This window comes from Pseudomonas weihenstephanensis (genome assembly GCF_001043055.1).
GTDB lineage: Bacteria > Pseudomonadota > Gammaproteobacteria > Pseudomonadales > Pseudomonadaceae > Aquipseudomonas > Aquipseudomonas weihenstephanensis.
The window spans coordinates 114,421-132,916 of the sequence record NZ_JYLF01000009.1; the positions used below are offsets into that span (position 1 = coordinate 114,421).

The 18,496-nt window shown below is 56.4% G+C and carries 13 protein-coding genes and 1 pseudogene; 11 read left to right on the forward strand and 3 right to left on the reverse strand.

The annotated features are described in order from the left end of the window. The first annotated feature begins 196 nt into the window (after positions 1-196). Positions 197-1,855, forward strand: coding sequence for a nitrite/sulfite reductase (locus TU86_RS18845; protein ID WP_048365827.1), 1,659 nt, complete (start codon positions 197-199; stop codon positions 1,853-1,855). After that, positions 1,839-2,333 (forward strand): DUF934 domain-containing protein, encoded by a 495-nt coding sequence (locus TU86_RS18850; protein ID WP_048365828.1) that lies wholly within the window; start codon positions 1,839-1,841, stop codon positions 2,331-2,333. The genes TU86_RS18845 and TU86_RS18850 overlap by 17 nt, the downstream gene beginning before the upstream one ends. 73 nt (positions 2,334-2,406) lie before the next feature. Here TU86_RS18850 and TU86_RS18855 read toward each other — a convergent pair whose 3' ends face one another. Both TU86_RS18855 and sohB read right to left on the reverse strand, forming a co-directional pair. Then, positions 2,407-7,527: an NEL-type E3 ubiquitin ligase domain-containing protein gene (locus TU86_RS18855; RefSeq protein WP_239658836.1), complete on the reverse strand. Its 5,121-nt coding sequence runs from the start codon at positions 7,525-7,527 to the stop codon at positions 2,407-2,409. 234 nt (positions 7,528-7,761) lie between these two features. After that, positions 7,762-8,781 (reverse strand): protease SohB, encoded by a 1,020-nt coding sequence (gene sohB, locus TU86_RS18860; RefSeq protein ID WP_048365830.1) that lies wholly within the window; start codon positions 8,779-8,781, stop codon positions 7,762-7,764. 206 nt (positions 8,782-8,987) lie between these two features. On the opposite strand from sohB, the gene TU86_RS18865 reads away from it, so the two are divergent. From TU86_RS18865 to TU86_RS18885, 5 genes are all read left to right on the forward strand, one after another. Beyond that, positions 8,988-9,701, forward strand: coding sequence for a histidine phosphatase family protein (locus TU86_RS18865; RefSeq protein WP_048365831.1), 714 nt, complete (start codon positions 8,988-8,990; stop codon positions 9,699-9,701). 55 nt (positions 9,702-9,756) lie between these two features. Beyond that, positions 9,757-10,071, forward strand: coding sequence for an SCP2 sterol-binding domain-containing protein (locus tag TU86_RS18870; RefSeq protein WP_003182883.1), 315 nt, complete (start codon positions 9,757-9,759; stop codon positions 10,069-10,071). Positions 10,072-10,269: 198 nt separating this feature from the next. Then, positions 10,270-11,337, forward strand: coding sequence for a phosphotransferase family protein (locus TU86_RS18875; protein WP_048365832.1), 1,068 nt, complete (start codon positions 10,270-10,272; stop codon positions 11,335-11,337). 24 nt (positions 11,338-11,361) lie between these two features. After that, the gene (locus TU86_RS18880; protein ID WP_048365833.1) at positions 11,362-12,129 is read left to right on the forward strand and encodes an SDR family oxidoreductase; all 768 of its coding nucleotides are present in this window, start codon (positions 11,362-11,364) and stop codon (positions 12,127-12,129) included. Between the two features lie 95 nt (positions 12,130-12,224). Then, entirely contained in the window at positions 12,225-13,331 is a 1,107-nt protein-coding gene (locus tag TU86_RS18885) for a Gfo/Idh/MocA family protein (RefSeq protein ID WP_048365834.1), read from the forward strand. A 102-nt stretch (positions 13,332-13,433) separates the two neighbouring features. Here TU86_RS18885 and TU86_RS22640 read toward each other — a convergent pair. After that, positions 13,434-13,668 (reverse strand): annotated as a pseudogene (locus TU86_RS22640) (nitronate monooxygenase); the annotation flags it as partial. 239 nt (positions 13,669-13,907) lie between these two features. On the opposite strand from TU86_RS22640, the gene efeU reads away from it, so the two are divergent. From efeU to efeO (TU86_RS18910), 4 genes are read left to right on the forward strand one after another with little or no spacing between them, the layout of a single operon-like run. Beyond that, on the forward strand, positions 13,908-14,750 hold the full coding sequence (efeU, locus tag TU86_RS18895) for an iron uptake transporter permease EfeU (RefSeq protein ID WP_048365836.1): 843 nt from the start codon (positions 13,908-13,910) through the stop codon (positions 14,748-14,750). Positions 14,751-14,758: 8 nt separating this feature from the next. Continuing rightward, complete coding sequence (efeO, locus tag TU86_RS18900) at positions 14,759-15,943, forward strand: iron uptake system protein EfeO (RefSeq protein ID WP_048365837.1); 1,185 nt, start codon at positions 14,759-14,761, stop codon at positions 15,941-15,943. Positions 15,944-15,969: 26 nt separating this feature from the next. Next, entirely contained in the window at positions 15,970-17,289 is a 1,320-nt protein-coding gene (gene efeB / locus TU86_RS18905) for an iron uptake transporter deferrochelatase/peroxidase subunit (protein WP_048365838.1), read from the forward strand. Positions 17,290-17,312: 23 nt separating this feature from the next. Then, positions 17,313-18,137, forward strand: coding sequence for an iron uptake system protein EfeO (gene efeO / locus TU86_RS18910; RefSeq protein WP_048365839.1), 825 nt, complete (start codon positions 17,313-17,315; stop codon positions 18,135-18,137). Positions 18,138-18,496 lie beyond the last annotated feature (359 nt).

Here is an 18,496-nt window from a genome sequence, read left to right on the forward strand (position 1 = left end):
TAATCAGTTAAGTTGAGCAATGCCCACAGCACAAGTAAGTGATTGAGAATCAGCCTCTTATAGTCGATTTGGTTCTTTACATATGCTTAAACATCACTTTTGCGCATAACTGCAAACTGGTATCGTGCCTCGCTCCGTGGGGAGTGCGCGGCCGTGCGCGCAGATAAGCTGTCAGCAGCCTGAGAACAGGACCTATATGTACGTATATGACGAGTACGATCAGCGGATCATCGAGGACCGCGTAAAGCAGTTCCGGGATCAGACCCGACGCTATCTGGCAGGTGAGCTGAGCGAAGAAGAGTTCCGCCCCCTGCGCCTGCAAAATGGCCTTTATGTTCAACGCTTTGCCCCGATGCTGCGGGTTGCCGTGCCTTATGGCCAACTCACCTCGCGTCAAGCGCGGATGATGGCCAAGATCGCCCGCGACTACGACAAGGGCTATGCCCACATCAGTACCCGCCAGAACGTGCAGTTCAACTGGCCGGCGCTCGAAGACGTGCCGGACATTCTGCAAGAGCTGGCCACTGTGCAAATGCACGCCATTCAGACCAGCGGCAACTGCTTGCGTAACGTCACCACTGACCAGTTCGCCGGTGTTGCCGCCGATGAATTGATCGACTCACGCCCCTGGTGTGAGATCGTCCGTCAGTGGACGACCTTCCACCCCGAATTCGCTTACTTGCCGCGCAAATTCAAAATCGCAATCAACGGTTCTGCTTCAGACCGTGCGGCCATTGAAGTGCATGACATCGGTCTTGAACCCGTGTTCAACGAAGCCGGCGAGCTGGGCTTTCGTGTACTGGTTGGCGGCGGCTTGGGCCGTACGCCCGTGATTGGTTCGTTTATTAACGAATTCCTGCCGTGGCAACACCTGCTCAGCTACCTGGAGTCCATTCTGCGGGTGTACAACCGCTATGGCCGTCGGGACAACAAGTACAAGGCGCGGATCAAGATTCTGGTCAAGGCCCTGACGCCTGAAGTGTTCGCAGAGCGGGTTGAAGCCGAAATGGTTCACCTGCGCGGGGGGTCCACCACCCTGACCGAGGCCGAAGTGCAGCGAATTGCCAAGCACTTTGTCGACCCCGACTACAAGGACTTGCCTGATTTCAGTGCCGAACTGGCAGAGCTTGACGCCCAGCACCCAGGCTTCGCTCGCTGGCGCACCCGCAACACCCTGGCCCACAAAAAGCCGGGCTATGTCGCTGTTACCCTGTCGCTCAAACCGACGGGCGTTGCTCCAGGCGATGTGACAGACAAGCAGTGGGACGGCATTGCCGACATGGCCGATCGCTACAGCTTTGGCCAACTGCGAACCTCTCACGAGCAGAACATCATTCTGGCCGACGTTGAACAAAGCCAGTTGTTCACCATGTGGGGTGAACTGCGTGAGCAGGGTTTCGCCACGCCAAACATTGGCTTGCTGACCGACATGATCTGCTGCCCGGGCGGGGATTTTTGCTCGCTGGCCAACGCCAAGTCGATCCCGATTGCCGAATCGATCCAGCGCCGCTTTGACGACCTGGATTACCTGTTCGACATTGGTGAGCTTGACCTGAACATTTCCGGTTGCATGAATGCCTGTGGCCACCACCATGTGGGGCACATCGGCATTCTGGGCGTGGACAAAAAAGGCGCCGAGTTCTATCAGGTATCGCTGGGTGGCAGCGCCAGCCGTGACGCGAGCCTGGGCAAGATCCTCGGGCCCTCGTTCGCTCAGGACGACATGCCGGATGTGATTGAAAAACTGATCGACGTTTACGTTGAAAAACGCAACGAAGACGAGCGCTTTATCGACACCTATCAACGTATTGGCATCGATCCCTTCAAGGAGCGCGTCTATGCAACGAATCATTAAAAACAACGAAGTGATCGATGAAACTTGGCATTTACTGCCAAAAGGCACGAACTTCGACGATATCTCTAACTGTGATGACCTGATCGTTCCACTCGCGTTGTGGCGCGAGCACGGTCCGGCGCTCAGGGCACGCGATGGGGGCCTGGGCGTGTGGCTGGACAGTGACGAAGAGGCCGAAGAGCTTGGCAGTGACGTCGCGAACTTTCAGGTCATAGCCCTGAACTTCCCGGCCTTTACTGACGGGCGTAGTTACTCCAACGCCCGTCTGCTGCGAGATCGCTACGGCTACAAAGGTGAACTGCGCGCCATTGGTGATGTACTGCGCGATCAGTTGTTCTACCTGCACCGCTGTGGGTTTGATGCCTTTGCTATCCGGGCCGATAAAGACCCGTACGAAGCGCTTGAAGGTTTGAAAGATTTCAGCGTGACGTATCAAGCATCGACCGACGAGCCGCAACCGCTTTTCCGTCGCCGCTGAGCCCCGTGATGGCCCTGACTGATTGAATGAATGAATGATTGAGTCAGGCCGCACTTTAGCCCCCATTGAAGGTTTAAGGCATGGCGGGGAACATCAGCTCAGGGTGCTCTTGGATCTCCTGACGGGTCAGCCGAGTGGCCAACGCCACTCTGGACTGACTGTGTGCGCCTGCAATTGACTCTGCTTGTGAAGCATATTCATCACTCGACACACTCTCACGCGCCGTGAAAAGCCTATCCATGTATTGCTGATGTGGAATATCTGATGCTTTAAAACTTTCCGGGTATTTTTTCTCCAAAAAAGCCGTCCAAAAATCCCTCGCGACAATACTCGCCGTGAGTGCTGCAGATGTTTCCTGAGCCATTACATAGGCCTCGCCAGCGTCTAACTCCTCTTGTGTAACGTTGGCAACATTCACAAAGCGCATACTCTCGGGCCTGTTGGGCAAGTTCAGCGTCTCTGCCAAACGAATGTGGTAGTACATCTGTATTTCAAGTGGATCGATTTGCGCCAAATGGTTTTCCAGCCACACAGGACTAAGCCTTTCTGCCAGCGCAAGCCCTTCTGGCGAGCCGAGCCGGTACGCAACACCCTGGCGGTCTTGTGGCGTCATTTCACTGACCGGACCGGCCGAAAAATCAGGGCTTATCGCATCGCTCAGTTGTTGCAGTTGCTCTACAGCCTCCAAGGCAAGCGCACGTACCCGCGCCTTACGTAGCGCAATAACGGATTCAACATGCTCGTTAAGCTGCTCAATCCTGAATAACCCCCGGGCCAGTTTCAGGAGTTGCTGCTCGGTCTGCGGCTGGTGTTCAGCCATATAGATTTGTTGTTGCAGTTCAATGTCCGCAAACACCATTGCAATGCCATCTGAACACGTGCGCGGGTGGGTGCTGACCTCAAACACTCGACTGCGCAAGCCGCTGTTTTCATGCATGGCATTCACCAGCGCCCAGACGCGCAGGCGCAAATTTTCACGCTCGTGTAAAAATTGCGAGGACTCACTCAGGTCTTCCAGTACCCGAAAAAAATCCGATGCGTACTCGGCGCTGTTCAAGTCTTGCCAGGCGGCGAGCTGCGCTGCGCTTGGCGCAACCGCCCAATGCGCAATGCCCTGCCGGGGCATGACATGATGACGCGGGATCGATATTCCAAAATTAATGCCCTGCTCCCTTTGGTAGAGATAGAGACGGCGTAACGAATCGTTACTCAACGGGTTGTCGTGCAAAAACGTCACACGGTTAATGACGTTGCGTTCGGCGGTTAGCACTTGCGATGGAACATGACTGATCGCATTGTCACGCAAGTCCACTATGTTTAGGTGCTCAAGCATCTCGATGCCTTCGGGCCACTGCGTAAGCCCGGTATAGCGCACATACAAATACTCAAGTGCTCTCATCTGGCTGATCATCAACCTGCTGCCTAACGGATTGCCCGTGAGGTTGAGTGACTTGAGCTTTGTCAGCCCTGCCAGCGTACGGGCGGCCTCAGGGGTTAATACAAGCTGATTCCCTCTGAGATCTAGATCCAGCAACTCGCTCATTTCACCAATCGATCCGGGCAGCTCAACCAGCTTGTTTTGCTTGAGCGACAGGATCCGCAACTGGTGGAACTTATCAAGAAAGTGTGCAGGAAACGCCCCGCCCGGTGATTGGCTCAACCTCAACACATTGATATGCGCAAAGTCAGCCGACAACACGGGCAGACAGTCGACTGGCCAGGCATTCAGATCCAGTTCATAACCGATATGCCCACCTATGTGGGCGCTGGGCGTTAGCCGTCGCCAGGCGCGTATCAACACTTGGCTGATAGACCTTTTTACCTGTGCCGACACCTTAAAGCGCGGGGCGTTAAGCGGATGACTCCAGACCGTTGAGTTTTCCCACGCATGAAGTTCATGACGCAGTGTTTCAAGCTCAGCCTTAAGCGCACCTAATGCACGGGCAATCTGCGCAGGAGGCAGTTTTAAGCGGTGCAAAAACTGCCCGGCCTGCTCATCGTTCATTAAGGGGTACAACTCCAACACTGCGTGTTTGAGCAACTGTGGCTGCACATCTGGCAACGTGTGCCCCGAACGGCCGCCCAGGGTATAACCGACCCGTCCGTCAGCTAATCGCATTGGTGATTTAAACCAGGGTTTGAGGGTATGCATGCCCAATGCCTGTGCGCTTCGCTCACGCGCCTCAGTTGCTACCCTGGCAATTTTTGCTGTGAATGAGGCATACGGGTCTTGCGTTGAAAGCCCCATCTCAGAGCGTTCATTGGCTGACAGCAGCGTCAGTACGCACTGCAACAATGACCGGGAGCTGTAGCTATCGGCTGAGGATGTTGCAAAGTATTCGTAACCCTGCGCACTCTTGAACAGTTCACGCACACGGCGGGCCGTTGCACTGCCTGCACTGTCGAGTTCAAGCCCAGTGGCCTTGTCTCGGATCACCACGCGCAGTTCTCTGGGCCAGCCGGGCAGCCAGGGTAAGGACTTCCACCCAAGCGCACTGCTGTCTTCAGAGCTCAAGGCATCATTAAACAAGCCCTCCAAAGCGCGGTTCAATCGCAGCGTTTGCACCAAAGAACGGGCCTCCTCCAGCACCGTCATGGGTAAACGCTCTTCGCGCTCAAGCAGACTGACTTGCTCGGCAGTCAAATGCTCCAGCAACTCAGTGATCACCACGGCCGACAAACTTGGAAATTGCCGTTTAACGATGCTCCCCGCAGAGGCAAGCGTTTCGCCTTCAAGGTAGAGAGATGAGAACACCTCCTTTTTTTGTGTCTGCGTAAACTCTCCCAGGTGTTGAGCCAGCCTTTGAACTTGCAGTTCAAGCGATGACAGTTTTTGACCTAGCAAGCCTTCTATCTGATCCGGCGATAAACATTCCAGCGTTACGTTCAATAAGTCGCCCTGGGCCACCTGCGATTCAGTCACTTGCAGCCGTGGTAACCGAGAGACTAAATCCTTTCCATACTCTTTATACGCCTGGCCATCGTCGCTGATCACGCGCAAGACACGGTCGGCTGGCCAGCCGGGCAGCCGAGGCAGTACGTTCAACTGTATGTCCGCATCAGACGCATGCCCGGTATGGGCTGACTGCATTCGGGTTATGAAAGCCTCAATTCTTTCGATCAGCGCCATACGTTTCAGGCCATCGGCCAATAAGGACGGTGTGCTCAGGTTATCTATCAGCACCTTGCACAACACAGCGTCCGAAGTATTGGTCGCGGCCAAAAGACGATCGACAGCGCTGGCTGACAAAGCCTGCGCGTCGGGGCCCAGGCGGCGAAATAATTGCAAACGAGTCCATTCAAGGGGACGGTCCAGTTCATGGGTCCAGACCCCCATACCGTTGTGTTTCAACTGAGGCCTGTACGCCATTGGATCGGTGGGATGGCGCACGGAAAATGCCTGCGTTGCGGCCTCTGTATGCAGGCTATAAACCTTGTCATCCAGCTTTATATATGACTGGCCATTACGTGTATAAATGCCCTGCACGTCCGGCTTAATACCGCCAAGATCAACGCCTTCAACGGCATAAGGCGCCATTTGCGGGTTCCATAGTTTTCGTGCACCGCTTTCGAGTTTGACGGGGACCAGAGCATCCACCACCCCAGGCGCCTTCAACATTTTGCTGGCCGCTACAGGACCTGCGAGTAACGCAACATTCTGTGCGATATCAAATAGGTAATTAATGGCGGCCACTTTGTCACCGGCCTCCCACGCCTTGATACCTGCGTAGACCTCTTCGCCCAACTGGATGACACCCACCGCCAACAACACTTCCCCCAACACCGGGACAAACCCCAATGCCAAGCCCAGCGCACTGATACCCAGATTTAAATAAATAGCCTGACGTTCCAGACGCTCCCGGGTGTCTTGGTCTTCCGTGGGCACGATTAATATTCGTGCGTCATCTTTAATCCGCTTTAATTGTTGCAACCACATGACGTCGAAAGGGTCATCAGTTCTGGGGGTGACGCGTGACTCTGTAAACAAGGCAGGCTCATAAATAATCGGCGGGCGCCGCAAGAGCAGTGAGTCCCACGACGCATGCTGAGGATGAGTGCGGCGTATAAACTCTGCGCGCTGGCTCAAAGGCACACGCTGTGCAAAATAGTCGGCAAACTCCTGGCGCTTTAACCATTCACGTAAATGCACCTGAAACGTACTGAACGTCTCAAATGCATAAAATGACTTATCGGGACTTTGGGGAAGATAGACCAAGCAGGGTTGTGCCTGCGCAGCGGGCTTTCTCTGCGGCCATAACACCATGATGCCCGTCACTTCAACATCCATTATTTCAAATACGCCATAGGCGGGATTGCCCAGACCAAGGGTCGATGCAGGCCCCATGAGCACCCGTGATCCAAAGCTGTAAGAGTCGACGCTAATCTCGCCTTTCATATACGCCATGTGCAGAGCACATGAAAACTCATGGCGTAAATGGTCACTGAAGGTGATTTTAATTTTATAAGCCTGCGCACGAGGATCCGTGGCGGGCCAAGCGTTTTCGACCGGTGTAAAAACGCTGTCCAAATGCAACTGATACTGCAGGCCCGCGTTCAAGTCCCGGCATACGCGCGCAAACTGTTCAGGCGCCAGTTCGGTGTGCACGGTGGGCTGATTATTATTCACTGAATAGATAGAAGTCCCCGGATCGAAACCCTCGGCCTGCGTTTCTGACAACTCAAAGTTCTGCATGGCTGCTTGCAACAAGCTCTGATACGTCGTGGTCGCGCCCACGTTTACTTCAAGCGACTCAGGCACCCACGAAGAGGGAAATAACAGGCGAATAAAGGAGTCAGCTACGTTAATGTTTTGCCGTGAAATAAACGCCAGCACATTACTCGGCAGATGGACGTGCTTGAGTCCATAGCGCTTGACGTCAACGCTATACCACCCCTGCGCTATTAATGCGTTTTTTAGACGTGTTTCTACAAATTGCACCATTGGCGTAACGCTGGCCAAGATACGAGAGACTTCTTTATAGGTGTCGTCTCGTCGCTGCATACTTTCACGCAGTGCATCACGCACAGACGGCGGTGCTTTAACAAACCAGGGAGGCAGTAGAGTGGGTATGAGCGCTTGATGTTTATTGTCGGCGCGCGTATTGGCCAGACGTGTTGACTGATCATCGACCAATTTCATAGCGTCGCTAGGTATTATTTTATTCCTGTTAGTCATCACAAAAGCCTGTTTCAAATTAGAAACATCAGCTTAAAAACTGGCACTCAGGCACAGGCGTTAGTTATCTAATACCTCGCATGGACAATTAAAAATAAACGTTAAACTCTGCACGACTTATCGCCAGCTCATGCCAGTGCCCTTTGCCAGGGGCTGTACGAAATGTATCTGCGCTCGGTGATGCGGCGCTGACAACATGTCGTACAGCCCCTGAAGCCTGCCGGATGCCCCCATTGCGACAAGCCCGCAGGCTTACCAAAAACGCTGTTGCGACACTCGTTTCCAGAGTGAGTCGACCAGGTGTTCTGCCGAGGTGCTGGCGGCCAGCCCAACACGCTCCTGCAAACTTTTACGCTGGGCGTAATGCAGGTGGTAGAGCTGCGCGGTCTGTGCACGCTCGCACAAATATTCATCGCTGGTTTTCAACTCGTCCACCAGCTGTTTTTCAACCGCCGCTACGCCTAACCAGACTTCACCTGTGGCCACTTCATCAATCGCCAACTGCGGGCGGTATTGAGACACAAAGTTTTTGAATAACTGGTGGGTGATATCCAAATCCTGTTGGAATTTTTCGCGACCCTTTTCAGTATTTTCGCCAAACACTGTCAGCGTTCTCTTGTATTCGCCAGCTGTTAGTACTTCGTAATCAATGTCATGTTTCTTCAGCAGGCGATTGACGTTGGGCAGTTGAGCGACCACACCAATCGAACCGAGGATGGCAAAGGGTGCGCTGATAATTTTGGCGCCAATGCACGCCATCATATAGCCACCGCTGGCCGCCACTTTGTCGATACACACCGTGAGCGGGATACCCGCCTGACGGATACGGGCCAGTTGCGAAGACGCCAACCCATAGCTGTGCACCATGCCGCCGCCGCTTTCCAGGCGCAGCACAACTTCATCGGCCGGGGTGGCCAGGGTCAGTAAGGCCGTGATTTCGTGACGCAGGCTTTCAGTGGCAGAGGCTTTGATATCGCCGTCGAAATCCAGCACAAAGACACGAGGCTTGTCGTCGGGTTGTTTTTTTAGTTTTTTATCGGCTTTGCCTGTTTGCTTGCGTAACGACTTGAGTTGCCCTTTGGACAACAGCGACTGTTCAAGACGCTCACGCAGCCCCTTGTAGAAGTCATTCATCTTGATGACCTGCAATTGCCCCGTCGCACGACGGCCTTTACCCCGCAGCGCGGCGACAACAACCAGAACCACGATGATCGCGACCACCAGGGTCACGGTTTTGGCCAAAAAGCTGGCGTACTCAGCTAGAAATTCCACAGACTCTCCTTTAAACGTTACACCCCGTGAATCGCAGGGTGCGTGATGACGCTCAGCATACCGGCGCCAACCTGAGGCTGCCAGCCGCGAAACACCTTGCACGCAGGCGCATCGGGCAATTCAAACGAGCGTATGTTTTTTCATTGACAGCTTCCCGGCTTACTCCTAACCTCGCCAGACTTTCAACGTACCGGGGCATAGCGGACGTGGGCAGCATCTACTTGATAAGACATGGCCAAGCCTCCTTCGGTGCAGACGACTACGACGTGCTGTCGCCGCTGGGCAAGCAACAGGCACAAATAGTCGGCCAGCATCTGGTTGACCTGGGCGTGTGCTTTGACCGCTGTGTATCCGGAGATCTGACGCGCCAGCAAGACACGGCCCGCCATGCGCTGGAGCAGTTCAGCGCCGCCGGGTTAGCCAGGCCCACACTGGAGGTTGACGCAGCCTTCAATGAATTCGATGCATTCGGCGTGCTTAAAGCCTTGCTTCCCGGCTTGTTGCAGGATGAACCCCACGCAGTGGCCGCGATGACCGACGCCGTCCATGACCCGGTCGAATTCCAGCGTATTTTCGATCTGATTGTTGCGCGCTGGCTCAGCGGCACGTGGGACACCCCAGAGCTGGAAAGCTGGCTGGCCTTTGTCGAGCGCGTGCAGGGCGGCCTCAATCGACTGCTCGATCACGCCCATGACGCACAGCATAATATCGCCGTGTTCACCTCCGGCGGCACCATCACCGCCCTGCTTCACCTGTTGACCCGCATTCCCGCCGACGAAGCCTTCAAGCTGACCTGGCACATAGCAAACACCTCGCTCAGTCGCCTCAAGTTTCAAGGCCGCGAGGTGACACTGGCTTCCTTCAACAGTCATGTGCATTTGCAACTGTTGAAGACGCCGTCACTCATCACCTATCGTTGAGCGTCGGCAACCGCGACCCTCGGGTCGCCGTAACCCACCATAAAAGGATCGAACCATGACTTCTGTAGCTGATGCCGTGCAAGCAATGAAAGCCAAATTCAACCCAGCCGCTGCTGCTGGCCTGGACCTGGTGTTTGGCTTTCGCATTGATGACACCAAGAACTTCTCGCTGATCGTTAAAGACAGCACCTGCGAACTGCAAGAAGGCGAAAACCCGGACGCTCAAGTGACGCTGGTGATGGACGGCGAAACCCTGGAAGGCATCGTCAGCGGCGAAACTGACGGCATGCAAGCTTTTATGGGCGGCAAGCTGCGCGCTGAAGGCGACATGATGCTGGCCATGAAACTGAGCGAACTCTTCCCGAGCTAAGCCCAGCGCACCACGAAAAACCGAAGCCCACGCAGCTTCGGTTTTTTTTGCGCTGCGTTTTGTGCAACTGCCATCAGACACACTGATTACCCATTAACACCCACGCCTATTAAGGCCTGCATCGACTTGTCGCGAGCGGGGTGGCCCATTAGATTAGCGAATGTTGTCTGGCCCCAATAATAAGCAGAAGAGATAGATATGGCGCTCACCGACTCGTCCACCCGTATCCGCCCTGGCGAAGAACTCGACGTCAGCCAGATTGATCCGTATCTCAAGGCCCATATTGCGGGGCTCTCTGGCCTGCCGACCCTCAGCCAGTTCCCTGGCGGGGCTTCGAACCTGACGTATCTGATCGAGTATCCGGGTGTCGAACTGGTGCTGCGGCGTCCGCCCTTTGGCCACAAGGCCAAATCCGCTCACGACATGGGCCGTGAGTTTCGCCTGCTCAATCATCTCAAGGACGCCTTCCCCTACTGCCCAAAAGCCTACGCCCACTGCACCGATGACACGCTGATCGGCAGTGAGTTCTATGTGATGGAGCGGGTCAAGGGCATCATTCTGCGTTCCGACCTGCCCCCTGAACTGAATCTCTCGCCTGCGCACACCAGCCAACTGTGTCGCCGTTTTATCGACACACTGGTCGAGCTGCACAGCGTCGACTACACGGCCTGTGGGCTGGCTGATTTGGGCAAGCCAGAAGGTTATGTACACCGCCAGATCAGCGGTTGGTGTGATCGCTACGAAAAGGCCCTCACCCCGGATGCCCCGCAGTGGGAAGCGGTCAAGGCGTGGCTCAAGGAAAAAATGCCTGCCGATCATCCGACGCCTGCCATCGTTCACAACGACTACCGCTTTGACAACGTGATCCTCGACCCGCATAACCCGATGCAGATCGTGGGCGTGCTGGATTGGGAACTCACCACACTGGGTGACCCGCTGATGGACCTGGGCAACAGCCTCGCCTATTGGATAGAAGCCGATGATCCACCCGTCGTGCAACGCATGCGACGCCAACCGAGCAATGCTCCCGGCATGTTGACCCGCCGTGAATTCGTTGATTACTACGCACAACGTTCCGGTATTCAGATCGACAACTACGATTTCTATTACATCTACGGTTTGTTCCGCCTGGCAGGCATCGTTCAACAGATCTACTACCGCTACTACCACGGCCAGACTCAAGACAAACGTTTCGCCCCGTTTGTACAGATGAATGCACTGCTGGAGCAGATGAGCCTTAAGGTCATCCGCCAGTCCAGCCTTTAAACCTGCGCTCACCCGGGAATCAGCATGACCAAAACTCAACTGTTCGACCTTGATGGCAAAATTGCCTTTGTTTCAGGCGCCAGCCGTGGCATCGGCGAAGCCATCGCCAAGCTGCTGGCCCAACAAGGCGCCCATGTGATCGTTTCCAGCCGCAAGCTTGAGGGCTGCCAATCGGTCGCGGAGGCAATCATCGCGCAAGGTGGCAACGCCACCGCGATTGCCTGCCATATCGGCGACATGGAACAGATTCACCACACCTTCGCGCGGATTCGTGCCGAGTTCGGGCGCCTCGATATTCTGGTCAACAACGCGGCCACCAACCCACAGTTCTGCAACGTGCTGGACACCGACCTCGGCGCATTCCAGAAAACCGTCGACGTGAACATTCGCGGCTACTTCTTCATGTCGGTTGAAGGCGGCAAGTTGATGCGTGAACACGGGGGTGGCAGCATCATCAACGTTGCCTCTATCAATGGCGTCTCGCCGGGAGCGTTCCAGGGCGTTTACTCGATGACCAAGGCGGCGGTGATCAACATGACCAAAGTGTTTGCCAAGGAGTGCGCCTCGTTTGGCATTCGCTGCAACGCCTTGCTACCGGGCCTGACCGACACTCAATTCGCCTCGGCGCTGGTCAAAAACGAAGCCATCCTCAAGGGCGTGTTGCAACAGGTGCCACTCAAACGTGTCGCCGAGCCGGATGAAATGGCCGGCGCGGTGCTGTATCTGGCCAGCGCTGCTTCCACCTACACCACCGGCATTTCATTGAATGTGGATGGCGGGTTTTTATCCTGAGACCAAATCAGTAATTTAGTTCCACTGATTGCAAATTCGAAATATTTATTCCATTAATGGCCTTCCCTGAAAATAAGCATTCAAAGGAAGTGGCTATGCGTTCACTTGGAATAGGCTTGATCGGCACCGGATTTATGGGACGCGCCCATGCGCTGGCGTTTCGCAACGTCAGTGCAGCCTTCGAGTTACCGGTGAAACTGCACCTGGCGGCGTTGGCGGATGCCGACGCTGAACGGGCCCGACACTGTGCTGGCGCATGGGGCTTTGCTCAGGCCCACAGCGACTGGCAGCCATTGATCGCCAACCCCAACGTGGACCTGGTGGCCATCACCACCCCCAACCACTTGCACTTCCCGATGGCGATGGCAGCGATTGCGGCAGGCAAAGCCGTGTACTGCGAAAAGCCCTTGGCCGTGAGCCTGCAACAGGCCGATCAAATGCGCCAGGCAGCCAAGGCCGCAGGTGTCGTAACACGCGTGGGTTATAACTATCAGCACAACCCGATGCTGGTGCTGGCCCGCGACATGATTGCGCGTGGCGATCTGGGTCGCATCGTCAGCTTTGAGGGTGAATTCAGTGAAGACTTCATGGCCGATCCGGCCGCGCCCTGGTCATGGCGCTGCGAGCCGGGGCATGCTGGCGGGGCACTGGCCGATTTGGGCAGCCACCTGTTGGCCCTGGCGCGCTATCTGCTGGGCGACATTGAAGCGGTATGCGCCGACAGCCTGACTGTGCACACGCAACGTCCCGCACACACGGGCAGTCATGAGCAAAAAAGCATCCGGGTAGACGACCAGACCCATGCCTTGCTGCGCTTCAGTCAGGGCGCGCGCGGCACCTTGAGCAGCAGCTGGCTCAAACACGGCTACAAAAATCACCTCAGTTTTGAAATCAGTGGCACACACGGCACGCTCAAATTCGATCAGGAGCGCTTGAACGAACTTCAACTGTGTCTAGAGGGGCAATCGGGCTTCGAACGCTTGCTGTCAGGGCCAACACTGCCGGGATACGCGGCTTTCAGCCCGGCGCCAGGCCACCAATTGGGCTACAACGAGTTAAAAACCCTGGAAGTGCACGCGGTGATTCAAGCCTGCGCCGGGCTGCCCGCACCCGGCCCGGACTTCGAAGAAGCCTGGCACGTAGAACGCCTGGCCGATGCCATTCGTGTGGCGGCGCTGGAGCAGCGCTGGGTCCAGCTCTGAGGGCTCGTCAAACGATCGCAAAACCGATGACCGTGGTGTCTTTCAGGCACCCTGTTGCACGGTTTTACGACCGCTTCGCAGCCTCGCACCCCTCGTCAGCGACTACAGGTTATACGCCGCGCTGACGGCCATCAGGCAGCGCTTGGCTTCACGCACGATGTCACCGATGACCTGCTGGCAACTCTTCAGATCGCCAATCGCTGCCGCCACTTGCCCGCTGGGCAAAACTCCTTCATCCGGCAGGCCGTCTACCATTGGTTTGCGACAACGCGCCTGGGTCGGCTTTGAGCGACTGGGCAAACACACTGAGCATATGCCGCACACTCATGCCCGTCTGATTGGCGCGCAACCCGATACCCGCCTGCTGGATGAACTGACCCGTGCCGGGCTTGAGGCGCGCAGTATTGGCGATTGTCAGCACATCGGTTACATCGAAGGCGCCATCAGCGCAGGTCATAAGGCTTACGCTATCTGTTCAGCCACCGTTCAGCGAATGCAATCAATTCTTGTTTAGCAATACGTATCACTATGTTACAAATTAGCTCCCTATCTAATTTGTAACGCGGTGCGCTTTCCATGCTGGTTCCATTTCTGATCATGCTGCGCGAAGGGATTGAGGCCGCGCTTATCGTCGGCATCATTGCCAGTTACCTCAAGCAAACCGGACACGGGCAGTGGATGCCCGCCGTGTGGATCGGCGTGTTTCTCGCCGCTGCCTTGTCACTGTTGGTCGGCGGTGGGCTGGAATGGATGAGTGCCGAATTCCCGCAAAAACAACAGGAACTGTTCGAAGGCATTGTCGGCCTGATTGCCGTGGGGATTCTCAGCGCCATGGTGTTTTGGATGCGCAAGGTGGCGCGCTCGATCAAGCACACCTTGCACACCTCGCTGGATCACGCCCTCGCAGGCTCCAAACACCACGTCACGGCGCTGATTGCGATGGTGTTTTTTGCCGTGGCCCGTGAAGGCCTCGAAACCGTCTTTTTCCTCCTTGCCGTGTTCCAGCAAAGCGAGGGCCCCGCAGCCCCGCTGGGCGCACTGCTGGGTCTGATGCTGGCGATTGGCGTGGGCTTTGCCATTTACAGCGGCAGCATGCGCCTCAATCTCGGCCTGTTCTTCCGTTGGACCGGCCTGTTCATCCTGGTCGTGGCCGCCGGTATTTTGGCCAATTCAGTGCAGGCGCTGCACGAGGCCGGGTTGTGGAATCACCTGCAAGGCGTGGTCTTTGATCTGAGCGCCACCCTGCCGATGGACGGGCCCACAGGTTCAGTGCTGGCGGGCATGTTCGGGTACCAGGATGCGCCCACCGTGAGCGTGCTCGGTGCGTATGTGATGTACCTGGCGGTGGCGCTGGTGATGTTTTTTCAGGCGCCCGGCGCCCCTCAAGCGCCTCAATCTTCTCGCGTGACAAACCCATAAGGTCCTGCATGTCTACCCCTGCAAGCGGTACACCCCCTCGCGCCCTGCGCTGGGCAGTGGCTGGCTCGGTGATCGTGATGATCGCGGCCGGCGGGCTGTTCTATTACGCCTCGCAACTGGCTGCGGCCAAACGCAAGGCTCACCGCAATGAAATCACCGTCACGATTCACCCCCACAGTTGCGAGCCAAACGCACTGAGCGTGCCTGCCGGGTTCAATAGCTTTCGCATCGTCAATGCCTCTGAACGCGCCGTGGAATGGGAAATTCTCGACGGCGTGCTGGTGGTCGAAGAGCGCGAAAACATTGCCCCCGGTCTCAGCCAGGTGATCAACGCAACTTTGGCGCCGGGCGATTACGTCATCACCTGCGGCTTGCTCAGTAACCCGCGTGGCACCTTGCACGTCACCCCGACGGCTGAATCAGAAGCCAGCGCCAAGGCCCCGCCTTCAATGGTCGCGTTTATCGGCCCGCTGTCCGAATTTCGGGTCTACCTCAGCAGCCAAAGCAATGCATTGATCAATGCCGTTGACGGGTTGTCGCACTCCATTGCAGCGGGCGAGCTTGAGCACGCGCAAAGCCTGTATGTGCCCGCTCGCGAGGCGTATCAGCGCCTAGCGCCAGCGGCGCAACGACTGGCAGAGCTGGACAACGCGATCAATGCCCGTGCCGATTACTTTGAGCAGCGCGAGCAAGACCCAGGCTTCAGCGGTTTTCACCGGCTTGAATACGGTCTGTTCGACCAACACAGCACCCAGGGCCTGGCTCCGGTTGCCGAACAATTGCAGGCCAATGTGGTGCAGCTCAAGCAACAGCTGTTGGCGCAATCACTGCCCCCTGCGCAATTGGTCAACATTGTGGCCCGCACCCTGCACAACCTGGCCGACACCCGCGCCAACAGCGGTGAAGAAGAGCGCTACAGCCATATCGACGTCAATGGCTTCGCCGCCAACCTCCAAGCCACACGCAAAGTGGTGGAACTGCTGCGCCCGTTACTGGCCAAGAACAACGCCGACATCCTGCTCAACATTGATAACGCCAGCGCAGCGCTGGAGGCCGAATTCAATGCGCTCAAATCACCCAACGGCTACCTCCCGTACGACACGGTCACGAGCACGCAACGCCAACACATCAGCACCAAGGCCAAGGCTCTGGCCGACGCACTCGATGGAATCGACCCCGCCCTCGGCCTTTAAGGCCTGTAATTGCAGACGAGATGCACATGAGCGATTCACCACACAGCCCCAACGACTTCAACCTGCAACGCCGCCGCCTACTGATGGGCATGGGAGTCGCCGGTGCTGCTTTGGCGGGCGGCGCCCTGAGCTGCCCGGCCATGGCGGCCAGCGCCCCTGCGAACGCGCAAGTCACCCAGGCGCCCAGCAGCGACAAGACCCGTGACCATCACGACGTTCACGGCCAACACCAGACCGGCATCGTCACCCCGCGCCCGGCTGCCGGCATGCTGGTGGCATTTGATGTGCTGGCCAGCGACCGCGAAGACCTCGAACGCCTGTTCCGTACCTTGGATGAGCGCATCGCCTTCTTGATGACCGGCGGGCCGGTCGTCCAGGTGGACCCCAAGCTGCCGCCCACGGATTCAGGCATCCTCGGCCCGGTGGTCACCCCCGACAACCTGACCATCACCGTCTCGGTGGGCGCGTCATTGTTCGATGAGCGCTTTGGTTTGTCCGGCGTCAAACCCAAACGCCTGAGCCGCATGCAAGGCTTCCCGAACGATGCCCTCGACCCCGCACAGTGTCATGGCGACTTGAGTGTGCAGTTCTGCTCCAACACCGCCGACACCAACATCCATGCCCTGCGCGACATTGTTAAAAACCTGCCGGATTTGCTGCTGGTGCGCTGGAAACAAGAAGGCACCGTGCCGCCGCAGGCACCGGCCAAACCCGGCGAGCCGGCGCAAAGTGCGCGTAATTTTTTGGGCTTTCGTGACGGTTCAGCCAACCCCGACTCCAATGACCGCACCGCCATGAATCAGATCGTGTGGGTACAACCGGGTAGCGACGAGCCGCGCTGGGCGGTCGATGGCAGTTATCAAGCGGTGCGCATCATCCGCAATTTCGTCGAGCGCTGGGACCGCACCCCCCTGCAAGAGCAGGAAAGTATTTTTGGGCGCAGCAAGGCCAGCGGCGCGCCGATGGATGGCAGCCGCGAAACTGACGTGCCGGACTACAGCAAAGACCCGCACGGCAAGATCACCCAGCTCGACGCCCACATTCGCCTGGCGAACCCGCGTACCCCGCAGACCCGTAACAGCCTGATTTTGCGCAGACCCTTCAACTACTCCAATGGCGTCAACAAAAACGGCCAACTGGACATGGGCTTGCTGTTCATCTGCTACCAGCGCGACCTGGAGCAAGGCTTTATCGCCGTGCAAACACGGCTTAACGGCGAACCCCTGGAGGAATACCTCAAGCCGGTAGGCGGTGGCTATTTCTTCACCTTGCCGGGTGTGCACGACGACCAGGATTTCATTGGGCGTTCGTTGCTCGATGCCGCATCACCCCACCCCCGCGCCTAACCTCAACCTCCCGGAAAAGCCCCATGAAGAAGACGCCGCTTGCCCTGTTTCTCGCTTTAGGTTTGCTCCACACCCCGCTGTCGGCTTTCGCGGCAACGGCGCCCCTGGATTTGGTGGCGCCGATTTCCGACTACAAAATCTACGTCACCGAACAGTTGGATGAGTTGGCCAGCCACACCCAGCAGTTCACCGATGCGGTGAAAAAAGGCGACCTGGCCACCGCCAAAAAACTCTACGCCCCCACTCGCGTGTACTACGAGTCGATTGAGCCGATTGCCGAACTGTTCAGCGACCTGGATGCGTCTATCGATTCACGGGTCGACGACCACGAACAAGGGGTCAAGGCAGCCGACTTCACCGGTTTTCATCGCATCGAATACAGCCTGTTTTCCGAAAACAGCACCCACGGCCTCGATCAGTTGGCTGACGGCCTGAACAAAGACGTCAAAGACCTGCAAAACCGCGTGGCTGGCCTGACATTCCCGCCGGAAAAAGTGGTGGGCGGCGCGGCGGCACTGATGGAAGAAGTGGCCGCGACCAAAGTCACCGGCGAAGAGGATCGTTACAGCCACACCGACTTGTACGACTTCCAGGGTAACGTCGATGGAGCGAAGAAGATTGTTGATCTGTTGCGACCCTACCTCGAACAAAACGACAGCGCCTTTGCCGCCAAGGTGGATAAAAACTTCACCACTGTGAACACCATCCTGGCCAAGTACAACACCGCAGACGGTGGTTTTGAGACCTACGACAAGGTCAAGGAAAACGACCGCAAAGCCTTGATTGGCCCGGTCAATACGCTGGCCGAAGACCTGTCTACCTTGCGCGGCAAGCTGGGTTTGAACTAAACGCTCAACCACAGCGTCAATCAACGTGACCTGCGTGACAGACCCGCAGATTGACGCTGTTTTTTACCCGTTTAATAACGCTGCTGACTGTTTAATTGCATAGCTTGCTTAGTGTTTAAACCAACTAAGTGTTCGCCAGTATTTACTGTCAGTTAAAAAACACGCCTGTCATTCGGATTAAGTTTTGACGCCGTTAATACTTTCCTGAATAGCAGCTGTCTGGTTTCTGGAAACACGATGTGTTGATCTGACTTTCATAGGATTTTCACAAAAGTGCGTTTAACGTATGCACTGTCCTTGTACAGCAGGGTCAAGAGTTCGCAACGAAATCATGCAGATAACGCAGCCCGATGACTTTA